The organism is Streptomyces sp. NPDC014676, assembly GCF_043084105.1.
In the GTDB taxonomy this organism is placed as follows: domain Bacteria; phylum Actinomycetota; class Actinomycetes; order Streptomycetales; family Streptomycetaceae; genus Streptomyces.
The window spans coordinates 494,332-507,377 of the sequence record NZ_JBIBZI010000005.1; the positions used below are offsets into that span (position 1 = coordinate 494,332).

General features: G+C 72.5%; 15 protein-coding genes. 8 read left to right on the plus strand and 7 right to left on the minus strand.

Features of this window, described 5'->3' with window-relative positions; genetic code table 11:
• Positions 1-19 precede the first annotated feature (19 nt).
• The 3 genes from ACF1DX_RS17810 (at position 20) to ACF1DX_RS17820 (ending at position 1,841) form a co-directional block, all read left to right on the plus strand.
• Positions 20-490: a winged helix-turn-helix transcriptional regulator gene (locus ACF1DX_RS17810; protein WP_383341395.1), complete on the plus strand. Its 471-nt coding sequence runs from the start codon at positions 20-22 to the stop codon at positions 488-490.
• Between the two features lie 159 nt (positions 491-649).
• Complete coding sequence (locus tag ACF1DX_RS17815; protein ID WP_391792086.1) at positions 650-1,525, plus strand: undecaprenyl-diphosphate phosphatase; 876 nt, start codon at positions 650-652, stop codon at positions 1,523-1,525.
• A 136-nt stretch (positions 1,526-1,661) separates the two neighbouring features.
• Positions 1,662-1,841 carry a hypothetical protein gene (locus ACF1DX_RS17820; RefSeq protein WP_030865293.1) on the plus strand — a complete coding sequence of 60 codons (180 nt, stop codon included), beginning with the start codon at positions 1,662-1,664 and terminating at the stop codon, positions 1,839-1,841.
• Between the two features lie 17 nt (positions 1,842-1,858).
• Here the strand turns inward: ACF1DX_RS17820 and ACF1DX_RS17825 are convergent, their stop codons facing one another.
• On the minus strand, positions 1,859-2,599 hold the full coding sequence (locus ACF1DX_RS17825; protein ID WP_391792087.1) for an SDR family NAD(P)-dependent oxidoreductase: 741 nt from the start codon (positions 2,597-2,599) through the stop codon (positions 1,859-1,861).
• A 734-nt stretch (positions 2,600-3,333) separates the two neighbouring features.
• A complete protein-coding gene (locus tag ACF1DX_RS17830) occupies positions 3,334-3,618 on the minus strand; it encodes a hypothetical protein (protein ID WP_391792088.1) in 285 nt (94 codons plus the stop codon).
• A gap of 300 nt (positions 3,619-3,918) precedes the next feature.
• Between ACF1DX_RS17830 and ACF1DX_RS17835 the strand changes: the two genes are divergently transcribed.
• Positions 3,919-4,404 carry a nuclear transport factor 2 family protein gene (locus tag ACF1DX_RS17835; RefSeq protein ID WP_391792089.1) on the plus strand — a complete coding sequence of 162 codons (486 nt, stop codon included), beginning with the start codon at positions 3,919-3,921 and terminating at the stop codon, positions 4,402-4,404.
• A 70-nt stretch (positions 4,405-4,474) separates the two neighbouring features.
• Positions 4,475-6,040: an apolipoprotein N-acyltransferase gene (lnt, locus tag ACF1DX_RS17840; RefSeq protein ID WP_391792090.1), complete on the plus strand. Its 1,566-nt coding sequence runs from the start codon at positions 4,475-4,477 to the stop codon at positions 6,038-6,040.
• Here lnt and ACF1DX_RS17845 read toward each other — a convergent pair.
• Both ACF1DX_RS17845 and ACF1DX_RS17850 read right to left on the minus strand, forming a co-directional pair.
• The gene (locus tag ACF1DX_RS17845; protein ID WP_391792091.1) at positions 5,964-6,869 is read right to left on the minus strand and encodes a Gfo/Idh/MocA family protein; all 906 of its coding nucleotides are present in this window, start codon (positions 6,867-6,869) and stop codon (positions 5,964-5,966) included. The two genes, lnt and ACF1DX_RS17845, sit on opposite strands and share 77 nt — an antisense overlap.
• Before the next feature lie 13 nt (positions 6,870-6,882).
• Positions 6,883-8,076 (minus strand): FAD-dependent monooxygenase, encoded by a 1,194-nt coding sequence (locus ACF1DX_RS17850; protein WP_391792092.1) that lies wholly within the window; start codon positions 8,074-8,076, stop codon positions 6,883-6,885.
• Positions 8,077-8,168: 92 nt separating this feature from the next.
• Here ACF1DX_RS17850 and ACF1DX_RS17855 point away from each other — a divergent pair, with 92 nt between their 5' ends.
• The 3 genes from ACF1DX_RS17855 (at position 8,169) to ACF1DX_RS17865 (ending at position 9,918) form a co-directional block, all read left to right on the plus strand.
• Entirely contained in the window at positions 8,169-8,771 is a 603-nt protein-coding gene (locus ACF1DX_RS17855; protein ID WP_391792093.1) for a TetR/AcrR family transcriptional regulator, read from the plus strand.
• Between the two features lie 30 nt (positions 8,772-8,801).
• Positions 8,802-9,314, plus strand: a complete 513-nt coding sequence (locus ACF1DX_RS17860; protein WP_391792094.1) for a DinB family protein — start codon at positions 8,802-8,804, stop codon at positions 9,312-9,314.
• Positions 9,315-9,459: 145 nt separating this feature from the next.
• A complete protein-coding gene (locus ACF1DX_RS17865; protein ID WP_391792095.1) occupies positions 9,460-9,918 on the plus strand; it encodes a hypothetical protein in 459 nt (152 codons plus the stop codon).
• A 22-nt stretch (positions 9,919-9,940) separates the two neighbouring features.
• Here the strand turns inward: ACF1DX_RS17865 and ACF1DX_RS17870 are convergent, their stop codons facing one another.
• The 3 genes from ACF1DX_RS17870 to ACF1DX_RS17880 all read right to left on the minus strand — a co-directional run bounded on the left by ACF1DX_RS17870 (position 9,941) and on the right by ACF1DX_RS17880 (position 12,956).
• Positions 9,941-10,456 carry a hypothetical protein gene (locus tag ACF1DX_RS17870; protein ID WP_391792096.1) on the minus strand — a complete coding sequence of 172 codons (516 nt, stop codon included), beginning with the start codon at positions 10,454-10,456 and terminating at the stop codon, positions 9,941-9,943.
• Between the two features lie 139 nt (positions 10,457-10,595).
• The gene (gene ung, locus ACF1DX_RS17875; protein ID WP_391792097.1) at positions 10,596-11,279 is read right to left on the minus strand and encodes a uracil-DNA glycosylase; all 684 of its coding nucleotides are present in this window, start codon (positions 11,277-11,279) and stop codon (positions 10,596-10,598) included.
• A 90-nt stretch (positions 11,280-11,369) separates the two neighbouring features.
• The gene (locus tag ACF1DX_RS17880) at positions 11,370-12,956 is read right to left on the minus strand and encodes an ABC transporter substrate-binding protein (RefSeq protein WP_391792098.1); all 1,587 of its coding nucleotides are present in this window, start codon (positions 12,954-12,956) and stop codon (positions 11,370-11,372) included.
• Between the last annotated feature and the right edge of the window lie 90 nt (positions 12,957-13,046).

Below are 13,046 nucleotides of genomic sequence, written 5' to 3' on the forward strand. Positions count from 1 at the left end.
CTCCTCTAGACTCGGCCGTATGGCCGCCTCCAAAGACCCGCGTCCCTGCTCGATCGCCGACACGCTCGCGCTGGTCGGCGAGAAGTACTCCCTGCTCGTCCTGCGCGAGGTGTGCCTGGGCAACGGCCGCTTCGACCAGTTGGTGCGCAACATCGGCGCTCCGCGCGACATCCTGGCCACCCGGCTGCGGCGGCTGGTCGACGCCGGGATCCTGGCCAAGCACCCCTACAGCGAGCGCCCGCAGCGCTTCGAGTACCGGCCCACCCGGGCGGGGCTGGAACTGGAGCCCGTCCTGCTGACCCTCAAGGAGTGGGGCGACCGCCACCTGCACCAGGACGGCGACCTGCCCATGGTGCTCGAGCACGCCTGCGGCAACGAGTTCGTCCCGGTCGTCACCTGCCGGGCCTGCGGCGACGAGGCGCGTCACGAGGACCTGACCTCGCATCCGCAGGCGCCGGGGTGGACGGTGAGCGGCCCCACGGCGGCCTGAACCGCCGGCTTTCCACCAAGGGAGGGGCCGTGGAGCCCCTGTGGCGGGACTGTTCATCTTGGGGCGCTACGCTTCCCCCTCGGCGCGCCTGATCACCGCTCACGGCGGTGCGGTGCGCCGTCGCCCGTCCCACGATCGGCACTTGGACTCCGCTACCTCATGTCTTGGTTCGAATCACTCATCCTCGGACTCGTCCAGGGGCTGACCGAGTTCCTGCCCGTCTCCTCCAGCGCGCACCTGCGGCTGACCGCGGCCTTCTCCGGCTGGGAGGACCCGGGCGCGGCCTTCACCGCGATCACCCAGATCGGCACGGAGACCGCGGTCCTGATCTACTTCCGCAAGGACATCGGGCGGATCCTGTCGGCCTGGACCCGCTCGCTGACGAACAAGGAGATGCGCCGCGACCAGGACGCGCGCATGGGCTGGCTCGTCATCGTCGGCTCGATCCCGATCGGCGTGCTCGGGGTGACGCTCAAGGACCAGATCGAGGGTCCGTTCCGCGATCTGCGGCTCACCGCGGCGATGCTGATCGGCATGGGCATCGTGCTCGGCGTCGCCGACCGCCTCGCGGCGCGGAGCGAGAGCGGCGGCCGGCACCGCGTGGCCAGGCAGCGCAAGGAACTGAAGGACCTGAGCGTCAAGGACGGTCTGATCTACGGCGTCTGCCAGGCCATGGCCCTCATCCCGGGTGTCTCCCGCTCCGGCGCCACCATCAGCGGCGGTCTGTTCATGGGCTACCGGCGCGAGGCCGCGGCCCGCTACTCCTTCCTCCTCGCCGTCCCCGCGGTGCTGGCCTCCGGCGCGTTCGAACTGAAGGACGCCGCGGAGGGCGGGCACGTCTCCTGGGGTCCGACGCTCTTCGCGACGGTGATCGCCTTCGCCGTCGGGTACGCGGTGATCGCCTGGTTCATGAAGTTCATCTCGACCAAGAGCTTCATGCCCTTCGTCTGGTACCGCATCGCGCTCGGCATCGTCATCATCGTGCTGGTCGCCATGGGCACCCTCAGCCCGCACGCGGCGGAGTCGGCGGGCTGAGTCCCGACGGGGAACACACCTCCCCGTCGGGAACGGCGCCCCGGCGGGAACGTGACTCGGGCACGTGACCGAAGACATACGGTGCGCGTAGCCGTCCGGTAGCGCACTGTCAGTCCCTGGCCCTAGGCTTGTCCGCATGTCCCCCGATTTAGTGACCCCTGGTTCCGTGCGGTCCGCCGCCGAAATCAACGAGCAGATCCGCGCGCTGTGGCTGCGCGCGGGCGGGTCCCTGTCCGCCCAGGAACGCGAGCAGTACGAACTGCTGGTGGTCGAGTGGGCGGCGGCGATCCGCGGCCGCGTCGTCAAGGCGGCCTGACCCTCCCGCGCCGCGGCTCAGCGCCCACCCGCCACTCTCAGCACCGTCCCCGTGGTGTACGAGGCCTCCGGCGACATCAGCCACGCCACGGCCGCCGCGATCTCCCCGGCCTGTCCCGCCCGCCGCAGCGGGATGCTCCCGGCCATCTCCCGGGCACGGTCCGGGGCTCCCATGGCGGCATGCATCTCCGTGTCGATCGCGCCCGGCGCGACCGCGTTGACCCGGATGCCGTCCGGGCCGAGCTCCTTGGACAGGCCGAGGGTCAGGGTGTCGACGGCGGCCTTCGTCGCCGCGTAGTGCACGAACTCGCCGGGACTGCCCAGGGTGGCGGCACCCGAGGAGATGTTCACGATCACGCCCTCGCCCCGGGGCGTCATGAGCTGCGCCGCCCGCCGCGAGCACAGCAGCGTACCGATGAGGTTGACGTCGACGACCCGCCTCAGGACGTCCGTCCCGACCTCGGTGAACCGCCCCAGCGGCCCCGTCACCGCCGCGTTGTTCACCAGTCCCGTCAGCGGCCCGAGTTCCCGTTCCGCCACCTCGAAGAGACGGTCGACATCCGCCTCGACGGACGTGTCCGCGCGCACGGTCACGGCCCGCGCCCCGGCCGCCCGCACCCTCTCCGCCACGTCCTCGGCGGCCGCGGCGTCCCGGACGTAGTTCACCGCCACGTCGTGCCCCTCCGCCGCGAGCCGCAGACAGGTCGCGGCGCCGATTCCCCGGCTGCCACCGGTGACCACCGTGACGAGACGCTTCATGAGTACCTCCAGGCGCAGAGCGCGAAGATCGCGGGACGAGGATCGTCAGGCTCTCAGACGCGCGAGCACCTCGTCGTCGAGGGGGTGGGGACGCTCCTCGGGCAGCGGCCCGGCCGCACGGTCGGACCGCCCTCCCGCACCGGGGCACGGATCTCCGTGGCGAGCGGTCTCACGTCCCCGACGCCTACGGTCCACTCGTCCGCGTACCGCGCCGCGGCCTCCCCCGCGAGCCCCGGTCGCAGCGATCGGCGGGTCGAGCCGCGGATACCGCTCCGGGTTCCACCGCACCCGCGCGGGCGCCTTCCGCGACGCTCTCTTCCAGGTCTCCGCGTCCCCGCGCGGCACGGGGACGCGATGCGACGGACACGCGGGGTCCGGTGCCGTCACTCCTCGGCGCCACCGGAAGGTCCGTCGTCCGTCCTGCGCGTCCACAGGGAGAGGTCGCTGCTCGTCGCCACGGCGATGGTGCGTCCGGAAGGCGAGAAGCCGGCCGCACATCGCCCGCTGGTACGCCGGGAGCCCGGGCTCACGCCCCGGCTGTCCGGCCGGAGGCACCTTCTTCGTCCGCTTCCTCACGGCTCCATGATCCGCGTTCCGTCCGGCTCGTCCAACGAAATTGACGCGGCCCGGCGTTCGGGCACGTGCCCACGGCCCCCTTCGCGGCCGACGGCACCTCGCCGAGAGGGCCGGGCCAGTCCCGTGGGGACCACCTCATACGGCCGGACCGAACGCCGTCACGCGGAAGCCACCACCTCGCCGGCCATGATCTCGGGAGGTTCGGGAAGCAGTGACGCGAGGTTGTCCCGTACGAAGCCCGCAGCCCTCAGGATCGATTCCTCGGCGCCGGCCCGGTCCTGGAAGACGCTGATCGAGACCATCACTCCGTCCCCGGCGTCGATCCAGTAGTAGGCCACGAAGCCCGCGACCTGACGCATGAGCGGCACGAACCCCTCGTTCACGAGACGTGCCGCCTCGGCCGTATCGGTCACTCCCTCGTACCGCCGGACTGCTGCGTACATCCCCAAGCTCCTCACGGCGTCGCCGGACTCGTCCTCTGCCGGGACGTCGTACCCCTGCGACGGCTGTCCGGCTCATGAGGCGTCCGGCAATCACCTGAAGGGCCACCTCGGGTGATCCGAACGGCGGCCGCCGGCCCGGACGCGCGGCCCTCGGCAGCCGCGCCGCGCGACGGCCTCGCCGTGCGGTGGCCGGTCTTCGGACGGTGGGCCCGGCGGGGCGGGCGCGCGAGGGGGCGAAGGCCGGTGGATATCCGCGCACGCCCCCTTGGCTGCGCACGTCCCATGGCCAACACTGAGCCGATGACGCAGCGTGTGGAGCTCGCGACCGTGAGGGACCGGCTGGCCGTGGACGGGCTCGTCACCGAGTACGCGGTGGCCGTGGACGACGGTGACTGGGAAGCGTACCGGGGGCTGTTCACCCCGGACGGGCGGGCGGACTACCGCTCGGCCGGCGGCATCGAGGGCAGCGCCCGGGCGGTGGCCGGATGGCTGGCGGACCGTCTCGGGGGCTTCCCCGTGCGGCAGCACCTGATCGTCAACCGGCGGGTGCGGTTCGGGGTCTGGGAGCAGGACGCCGGCGACACGGCCCAGGTGCAGGCCGACTACGTCAATCCGATGGGCCGCGCCGGGCAGGACGGCGCCCTCGCCGCGCCGGACTTCGTGTGCGGCGGCCGGTGCGCCTTCGCGATGCTGCGCACGGACGACGGCTGGCGGCTGAGCGAGGTGGTCGTACGGGAGAAGTGGCGCCGCCCGTCCGACCGCCGGACGGTTCCTGTGATCGACTGACCCCGGCGTGCCCTGTCCCGGATCACCGAGGGGACGCACACTGGAGGCACCACGGGGTAGGGAGGCGCCTATGAAGACGCTCGGCCACTGGCTCACCTCCCCCTGGCGGCGCTCGACCGTCGCCGCGATCGTGGGCGCCCTGCCCGTCCTGGCCTTTCCCGCCCCCTCCTTGTGGTGGTTCGCCTACGTCGCCCTGGTCCCGTGGGTGCTGCTGACCCGTACCGCTCCCACGGGAAGACGGGCGGCCTGCGACGGCTGGTGGGGCGGGTTCGGCTTCATGCTGGCCATGCACCACTGGCTGCTGCCCAATCTGCACGTGTTCACGTTCGTCATCGCCGCCCTGCTGGGCGCGCTGTGGGCGCCGTGGGGGTGGCTGGTGCGGCGGCTGCTCGGCGGGGTGCCGTCGCGCGGGCGGGCCGCGGCCGCGCTCGTCGTGGTGCCGTCGGGGTGGCTGGCGATCGAACTCGTCCGCTCCTGGCAGGGTCTCGGTGGTCCCTGGGGCGTGCTCGGTGCGAGCCAGTGGCAGGTGGAGGCCGCGCTGCGGCTGGCGTCGGTCGGAGGAGTGTGGCTGCTCAGTTTCCTGGTGGTGGCCCTGAACGTCGCCGTGGCCGTGCTGGTCGCGGTCCGGCGGGCCCGGGTGCCCGCCCTGGCCGGGCTCGTCGCCGCGGCCGCCGCCGCTTCCGCCGCCTGGGTCCTCGCGCCCCGGCCCGGCACCGACGACCGGGTGCGGATCGCGCTCGTGCAGCCGGGCGTCGTCGCCGGGCCCGACAGCGCGGACCGCCGCTTCGACCGCGAGGAACGGCTCACGCGCGAGCTCGCCGGGCAGGACGTGGACCTGGTCGTCTGGGGCGAGAGCAGCGTCGGCTTCGACCTCGGGGACCGGCCCGACCTCGCGGGGCGGCTGGCCGCGCTGTCCCGCGGGACGGGCGCCGGACTCCTGGTCAACGTGGACGCCCGGCGGTCGGACAAGCCCGGCATCTACAAGAGCTCGGTGCTGATCGGCCCGGACGGCCCGACCGGTGACCGGTACGACAAGATGCGGCTGGTCCCGTTCGGCGAGTACGTCCCGGCCCGTTCCCTGCTGGGCTGGGCGACCTCCGTCGGCGAAGCGGCCGGCGAGGACCGCCGGCAGGGCTCCGAGCAGGTGGTGATGGACGCGGGGAGCGGGCTGCGGATCGGCCCGATGGTGTGCTTCGAGTCCGCGTTCCCCGACATGAGCCGGCACCTCGCCGAGGACGGCGCCCAGGTGCTGCTCGCCCAGTCCTCCACGTCGACGTTCCAGCAGAGCTGGGCGCCCGCGCAGCACGCCTCGCTCGGCGCGCTGCGCGCCGCCGAGACCGGCCGCCCGATGGTGCACTCGACCCTGACGGGCGTCTCGGCGGTGTACGGGCCGGGCGGGGAGCGCGTCGGCGCGCGGCTCGGCACGGACACCGCCGCCGCGCGGGTGTACGAGGTTCCGCTGGCGCACGGCACCACGCCCTACGTCCGCTTCGGCGACTGGGCGCTGTACGGGGCCCCCGTGATCCTCGTGGTCTGGGGCGTCATCGAGGTACTGCGGGTCAGGCGGGGCGCTCGTGGACCGCTCGCAGCACCCGCTCGCACAGCTCATGGGTCGCCAGCGCGTCCCGGGCGCTGAGCACCTCGCCCGCGCGGACCGCGTCCAGGAAGGCGAGCACTGCCTGCTCGATGCCGCGCTGCCGCGACACCGGCACCCAGTCGCCGCGCCGGCGCACGGTGGGCTGTCCCTTGTGGTCGATCACCTCGGCGAGGTTGACCACCTGACGCTTGGTGTCCTGCCCGGAGACCTCGAGGATCTCCTCGGCCGAGCCGCTGAGCCGGTTCATCACACCGAGCGCGGTGAAGCCGTCCCCGGAGAGCTGGAGCACCACGTGGTGCAGCAGGCCGTTCTCGGTGCGGGCGCGCACGGTCACGTCGTCGACCGTGCCGGGCACCAGGAAGCGCAGGGTGTCGACGACGTGGATGAAGTCGTCGAGGATCATCGTGCGGGGTTCCTCGGGCCGTCCGACGCGGTTCTTCTGCATGAGGATCAGCTCGCGCGGGTGGTCGGCGCACTGGACGTAGCCGGGGGCGAAGCGCCGGTTGAAGCCGACGGCGAGGCTCGTGCCCCGTTCCTCGGCGAGCGCCACCAGCCGCTCGGAATCGGCGAGTTCGTAGGCGAGCGGCTTGTCGACGTACGTCGGCACGCCCGCTTCCAGGAGCCGGGTCACGATCTCGGGGTGGACCTCGGTGGGCGCGTGCACGAAGGCCGCGTCGAGGTCCTGGGCGATCAGGGAGCCGAGGTCCGCGTGGCGCCGCGCGGGCGGGAGGTGAAGGCCGTCGGCGACCCGGTCGAGGGTCGCGGGGGTGCGGGTCTGCAGGTGCAGTTCCACTCCGGGCTGGTGGGCGAGCACCGGAAGATAGGCCTTCTGCGCGATGTCACCGAGTCCGATGCAGCCGACCTTCACCGTGTGTTCTCCTCTAGCCCTTGCCTTGCGTGGTGTGCTGCGAAGCATACGGTTGCTGCGGCGGCCGCCAGCCGGCGATCGAGTCGAAGCCGCGCAGGAGCAGGGCCGGTCCGGCCTTGGACAGCGCGGCGACCGCCTGGTCGCGTACGGCGATGCCGACGCGGTTGGTCATCAGGTTGAAGCGGGCCACCCTCACGGCCCGGCGGGCGATCCGGGTGGTGCGGGGCAGCCGGGCCGCGGTGTAGGCGGGCAAATCACCGGCGTGGTGGGCGAGGGTGATCGCGTCCTCGATGGCCTGGTTGCCGCCCTGGCCGAGGGTCGGCGGCATGGCGTGCGCGGCGTCGCCGACCAGGGCCACCCGGCCGTGATGGCAGGCGGGCAGCGGCTCGGTGATGTGGTGGACGTCGTGACGGAGTACGTCCTCGGGACGGGCGGCGGCCAGTACGTCGGGGACCGGGCTGTGCCAGTCGCCGTAGAGCCGCAGCAGTTCGGCCCGCTCGTCGTCGGGGGCATGCTCTCCGGCGGGGGCCACGGCGGCTGCGTAGGCGTAGATCCGGCCGTCCTTGAGCGGATGCGTGCCCCAGATGCGGCCCCGGCCCCAGGTCTCGTGGGAGGCGAACTCCACGCCGGGCAGCGGGATCACCACCCGCCAGGTGGTGAACCCGGCGTACACGGGCCCGGGGTGGCCGGGGAACAGCACGCGGCGTACGGCGGAGTGGATGCCGTCGGCCGCCACCACGAGGTCGGCCTCCAGTTCGCCGTCGGGGGTGCCGACGCGGGCCGGCCGGCCGGAGTCGCCGGGGACACCGGGGTCGAGGAGGCGGGCGTCGGTGGCCGTGCGGACGGCGTCCGGCGGGAGCAGTGCGGCCAGGTGACCGACGAGGGTGGCGCGGTGCAGCAGGACGAGGGGGCCGCCGAAGCGCTCGGCCGCCGCGGCGGCGCTGGTACGGGACAGCCACCGTCCGCCCGGCGCGCGCAGCCCTCCGTCGCCCTGCCAGGCGGACAGGGCGCGGATGTCGTCGCCGAGGCCGATGACGTCGAGGCCGCGCAGCGCGTTGGGGGCCAGGGAGATGGCCGCGCCGACCGGTTCCAGCGAGCCGGCCCGCTCCAGCACCGTCACCCGCACACCGCGCCGGTGCAGGGCGGCCGCCGCGGTCAGGCCGCCGATCCCTCCGCCGATGACGACCGCCCGCTCGATCCGCGCCATGACTCCTCCTCGCATCCCACCTGGACTACACCTGTAGTGAACGCAGGACTCCAACGTACTACATCCGTAGTGAGGTGGGTAGTTTGACTTCCATGTCCGTACGCACCGCAGGCGCCGCCCGTGCCGATCTCGTCGCCGACACCGCCCTCGCCCTGCTCGCCGAACGCGGGATGCGCGGCCTCACCCACCGGGCGGTCGACGAGGCGGCCGGACTCCCCCAGGGGTCCACCTCGAACCTGGCGCGCACCCGCCAGGCACTCCTCGATCTGGCGGTACGGCGGCTCGCCGAGCGGGAGGCACGGGTCCTCGCACTGCACGAGATGCCCGACCCACGGGCCGGCGCCGGCTCACTGGTGGACGCCCTCGCGCTGGCCACGCACCGCGCGCTGACCCGTAACCGGGCGCTGACGATCGCCCGCTACGAGCTGGCCCTGGAGGCCACCCGCCGCCCCGAGCTGCGGGCGCACTTCGACGCGGCCGGTGCCCGCTTCCGCGACCTTCTCACCGCCCTCGTCACCGGGCTGGGCTCGACGGACCCCGACCGTCATTCCCTGTCGCTGGTCGCCTGGGCGGACGGGCTGATGTTCTCCTGCGTGGCCGGTTCCTTCAGCGCGTGCGTGCCGAGCCTCGCGGAGGTGCGCGCGGACCTCGGGGAACTGCTGGCGGGGATGCTCGGCACCGAAAAACCCTGGTGAAGGAAGCTCGCGCTGGGCAAGGATGGCGGCATGACGATCGAGCGCAGTGAACCCGCCGTCGACGCCGACGAACGCACCATGCTGGAGGGGTGGCTCGACTACCACCGCGACACCCTCGCCCAGAAGTGCGAGGGACTGACCGACGAGCTGCTGCGCACCGCGTCGGTGCCGCCCTCGAAGCTGTCCCTGATGGGCCTGGTGCGGCACATGTCGGAGGTGGAACGGAGCTGGTTCCGCAGGGTGCTCGCGGACGAGGACGCCGGCCCCCTGTACTACAGCGAGGCCGACCCGGACGGCGAGTTCCATCTGACCGAGGCGGACACCTGGCAGGAGGCGTACGCGACCTGGCAGTCCGAGATAGGCGCCGCCCGGCGCAACGCGGCCGGTTTCACCCTCGACGATCCGTCCCGGGGCCGCCACCGGTTCAGCGAGGATCCGTACACCCTGCGCTGGATCTACACCCACATGATCGAGGAGTACGCGCGTCACAACGGCCACGCCGATCTGATCCGCGAACGGATCGACGGCGCCACCGGCGAATGACGTCACCCACGGCACCCCCGGGGCCTCCGTACGGGGCGGGAGATCACCCGTGCGGGGCATGCCGTGCCCGTCCGGCCCCCCCCGGGCGGCCGGAGCCAGCAGAGTGGCGCGGGTGCATCGAACGACGACCACAGCAACGCTTCTGGTGACCGTGGCCCTCTCGGCCCTCTCGGGCTGTACGACGGTCCACCGCCCCCTCGCGCCCGGACCGGCGACGGCACCGTCCCGGGATCCGGAGCCGCGTCCGGTGGGAGGCGACGAGACGGAGGTCGTGCAGGCACCGGCGCGCGAGGCCCTGGAGATGATCGGCCCGTCCCGGCCCTCGAAGACCCCCGCGCCCCCGTCGCGCCGGGCCGCTCCCGGGGCCACGCCGGAGCGGGACGCACCATCCGGCGACCGGACCAGGCAGGCCCGGCCGCCCCGTCCCGCGACCGGCGGGAACGTCCGGCCGCGGCCTCCCGCGACGGACCTCCCCGACATGGCGGAGTCGATGCGCCGCGGCTCCTCCGGCGGAACGGACGTGTGCGCGCTGGGCAGGCGGTACGGCGGCTGGCGCCCGGGCAGCCCGGAGGCGACCATCTGCGAGAAGACGTACGGAGGATGAAGCGGCCGGGGCGATGCCGGTCCTAGGAACGTCGCTCCGGCGGCCACCGGCCCTCGGGCGTCCCGTCCTCGTCCAGCCGGATCTCCAGCCGCCGGATGGCGGCCCGTACGCCCTCGCCGTAGCGGTCGTCGGCCAGGGTGCGGGCGGCGCCCCGGGCCCGGTGGAGATGGGTGCGGGCGGCGTCGGGGCGGCCGAGGCGGGCGTAGTCGGCGGCCAGGTTGAGCTGCAGGGACGGGTAGAGCGCGCGCACGGCGGGGGATTTCCCGGGCACGCCGGCGCGGTCGTCCGCGGCCTCCTCGGCCGCCGTCAGCGCCCGCAGGTCCCAGGCCAGTTCGTCCTCGGGGTCGTCCTGTGTGTCGGCGAGGTAGTGGGCCAGGGTGCAGCGGTGCAGCGGGTCACCGTGCTCGCCGATCTCCGCCCACAGGCCGAGCAACCGGTGCCGGGCCTCCTCGCGGTCCCCCGCGTGGTGCAGCATCACGACCTGACCGATCCGTGTGAGCACGGCGTCCGGCGCCGCCTGCTCCTGTCGCTCCGCCACCACGTCCTCCGCACCGCTCGCCGACTGTCGCCCCCGACGCTAACCGCAGGCCGGGGCAATACCGGACAAGCCGCTCCGTAACGCCTCGAGCGGGCCGGGTGCGGGGCCGACGGAGCGCTCCGCACCCGGCGGGGCGACGTCAGCCCAGATTCGGGATCGTCCAGTCGATCGGCTCGTGGCCCTGCGCGGCCACCGCCTCGTTGATCTGCGTGAACGGCCGGGAGCCGAAGAACTTCTTCGCGGACAGCGGCGAGGGGTGCGCCCCCTTGACCACCACGTGCCGGCTCTCGTCGATCAGCGGCAGCTTCTTCTGCGCGTAGTTGCCCCACAGCACGAAGACCGCCGGGTCGGGGCGGTCCGCCACCGCGCGGATCACCGCGTCGGTGAACCGCTCCCAGCCCTTGCCCTTGTGCGAGTTGGCCTCACCGGCGCGGACCGTGAGCACCGCGTTGAGCAACAGCACGCCCTGCTCGGCCCACGGCATCAGATAGCCGTTGTCCGGGACGGGCGTGCCCAGTTCGGCGTGCATCTCCTTGTAGATGTTGCGCAGGGACGGGGGGATCTTCACGCCCGGGCGGACGGAGAAGCACAGACCGTGCCCCTGCCCCTCGCCGTGGTACGGGTCCTGGCCGAGGACCAGGACCTTCACCTTGTCGTACGGCGTGGCCTCCAGCGCCGCGAAGACCTCCTCGCGGGGCGGGTAGACCGGACCGTTCGCCCGCTCCTCCTCGACGAACTCGGTCAGCTCCTTGAAGTAGGGCCGTTGCAGCTCGTCGCCCAGAACCCCGCGCCAGGACTCGGGCAGCATGGCGATGTCGGTCACGTCAATGTCCTTACGTGTGCGGTCGCTTCCAGAGCACAGAACCTACAGGCGACCACTGACAACCCGCCCGGCGAACGGCCGCACCCGGCTCTACCAGCTCGTCTTCCGGGAGAGCTGCCACAACATCATGATCGTGGACGGGTCCAGGGCCCGTTCCGCGCCCGAGATGTCGCGGCTCGCCGCCACGTACGGCCGGCCCTGCCACAGCGGCAGCAGCCGCACGTCGTCGACGAGGATCCGCTGGGCCTCCTCGAACTGCTTCACCACGTTCCCGCGGTCGCTCTCCCGGCGGGAACTGGGCAGCAGCTCGTTTACGATCCTGGCCGCCTCGTAGGGTGTGCCGAGCGCGTTCTGCTTGCCGACGAACGGGGCGATGAAGTTGTCCGCGTCCGGGAAGTCGGGGGCCCAGCCGCGCCCGAACACCGGGTACTCACCGTTCTGGTAGCCCTCGACGTACGTCTTCCAGGGACGGCTCTCGAGCGTGATGTCGAACAGCTTCGACGCCTCCAGCTGCCGCTCGAGCTCCTTGAACTCCAGGGCGGTCTCGGAGCCGTAGCGGTCCGTGGTGTACCAGAGGGTGAGCGGGACCGGCTCGGTGATGCCCGCCTCGGTGAGGATCCGCCGGGCCTTGGCCACGCTGGGCTCGCCGTAGTCGTCGAAGAAGCCGGTGGTGTGCCCGGTCAGCCCCTTGGGGACCATGGAGTACAGCGGGTCGACGGTGTCCTTGTAGACCTTGTGCGCGATCGCCGCGCGGTCGACGACCTGGGCGACGGCCTGGCGCACCGCCTTCTTGCCGGCCCACCGGTCCTTCGGGTTGAACACCAGGTAGTTGATGTCCGTCCCGGTGCCGTCGATCAGCTGGAGCTCCTCCTCCTTGGAGGTCTTGCCCTGGAGATCGATGATGTCGTCCGCCGCCAGACCGCGGTAGGTCAGGTCGATCCGGTCGTCCCGCAGCGCCTTGACCATGGTGCCGGAGTCCTGGAAGTAGCGGATGGTCACCGCGTCGTTCCGGCGTTCGGCGAAGCCCTTGTAGCGGTCGTTGCGGGCGAGTTCGGCCTCCTCGCCCTCCTTGTACGACCGGAGGGTGTAGGGACCCGAGCCGACGACGCCGTCGTCCTCGCGCAGGGCGTCGGCCGGGTAGGCGTCGGGGTCGACGATGGACATCGCCGGGGTGGCGAGCACGAACGGGAAGGTGGCGTCCGGCTTGTCGAGGTGGAAGACGACCTCGCGCTCGCTGGGCGCCTGCACCCGTTCGAGACTGCCCAGCAGACCGGCCGGGCCGCCGTTGACGTTGATCTCCCGGATCCGGTCGATGGAGTGCTTGACGGCCTTGGCGTCGAGGGCGTCGCCGTCGGAGAACGTCAGCCCCTCGCGCAGCTCGCAGCGGAACACCTGGTTGGAGGCGTCGGAGAACTCACAGCTCTTGGCGGCGTCCGGCTGCGGGGCGCTCGCGCCGACCGGGTAGCTCAGCAGGGTCTGGTAGACGTTGCGGAACAGCTCCCAGGAACTGTCCCAGGAGGCGGCGGGATCCAGCGTGCTGGGCGAGCTGGTGGTTCCCACGACGATGGGTCCCTCGTCGTCCGAGATGTCGGACGACAGGACGCCGCACCCGGTCACCAAGGACGCTATGGACGCGATGGCCGCCACCCGCCGCAGGCATCGGTTCCGGTTGAACACGCGCACGCTCCTCGCTCTGCCGTCCCAAGAGTCGGCAGACCATACCGCAGTGTTCGCCCCGTTGACCCCCCTCTGTACGGCCCTTGAGAT

Excerpts from the sequence above, each read along its gene's own strand:
- ACF1DX_RS17830 (WP_391792088.1), bottom strand. The coding sequence starts at position 3,618 with ATGTACGCAGCAGTCCGGCGGTACGAGGGAGTGACCGATACGGCCGAG.
- ACF1DX_RS17855 (WP_391792093.1), top strand. The coding sequence starts at position 8,169 with ATGTCCGTACGCACCGCAGGCGCCGCCCGTGCCGATCTCGTCGCCGAC.
- ACF1DX_RS17835 (WP_391792089.1), top strand. The coding sequence starts at position 3,919 with ATGACGCAGCGTGTGGAGCTCGCGACCGTGAGGGACCGGCTGGCCGTG.
- ACF1DX_RS17850 (WP_391792092.1), bottom strand. The coding sequence starts at position 8,076 with ATGGCGCGGATCGAGCGGGCGGTCGTCATCGGCGGAGGGATCGGCGGC.
- ACF1DX_RS17825 (WP_391792087.1), bottom strand. The coding sequence starts at position 2,599 with ATGAAGCGTCTCGTCACGGTGGTCACCGGTGGCAGCCGGGGAATCGGC.
- lnt (WP_391792090.1), top strand. The coding sequence starts at position 4,475 with ATGAAGACGCTCGGCCACTGGCTCACCTCCCCCTGGCGGCGCTCGACC.
- ACF1DX_RS17820 (WP_030865293.1), top strand. The coding sequence starts at position 1,662 with ATGTCCCCCGATTTAGTGACCCCTGGTTCCGTGCGGTCCGCCGCCGAA.
- ACF1DX_RS17815 (WP_391792086.1), top strand. The coding sequence starts at position 650 with ATGTCTTGGTTCGAATCACTCATCCTCGGACTCGTCCAGGGGCTGACC.
- ACF1DX_RS17810 (WP_383341395.1), top strand. The coding sequence starts at position 20 with ATGGCCGCCTCCAAAGACCCGCGTCCCTGCTCGATCGCCGACACGCTC.
- ACF1DX_RS17860 (WP_391792094.1), top strand. The coding sequence starts at position 8,802 with ATGACGATCGAGCGCAGTGAACCCGCCGTCGACGCCGACGAACGCACC.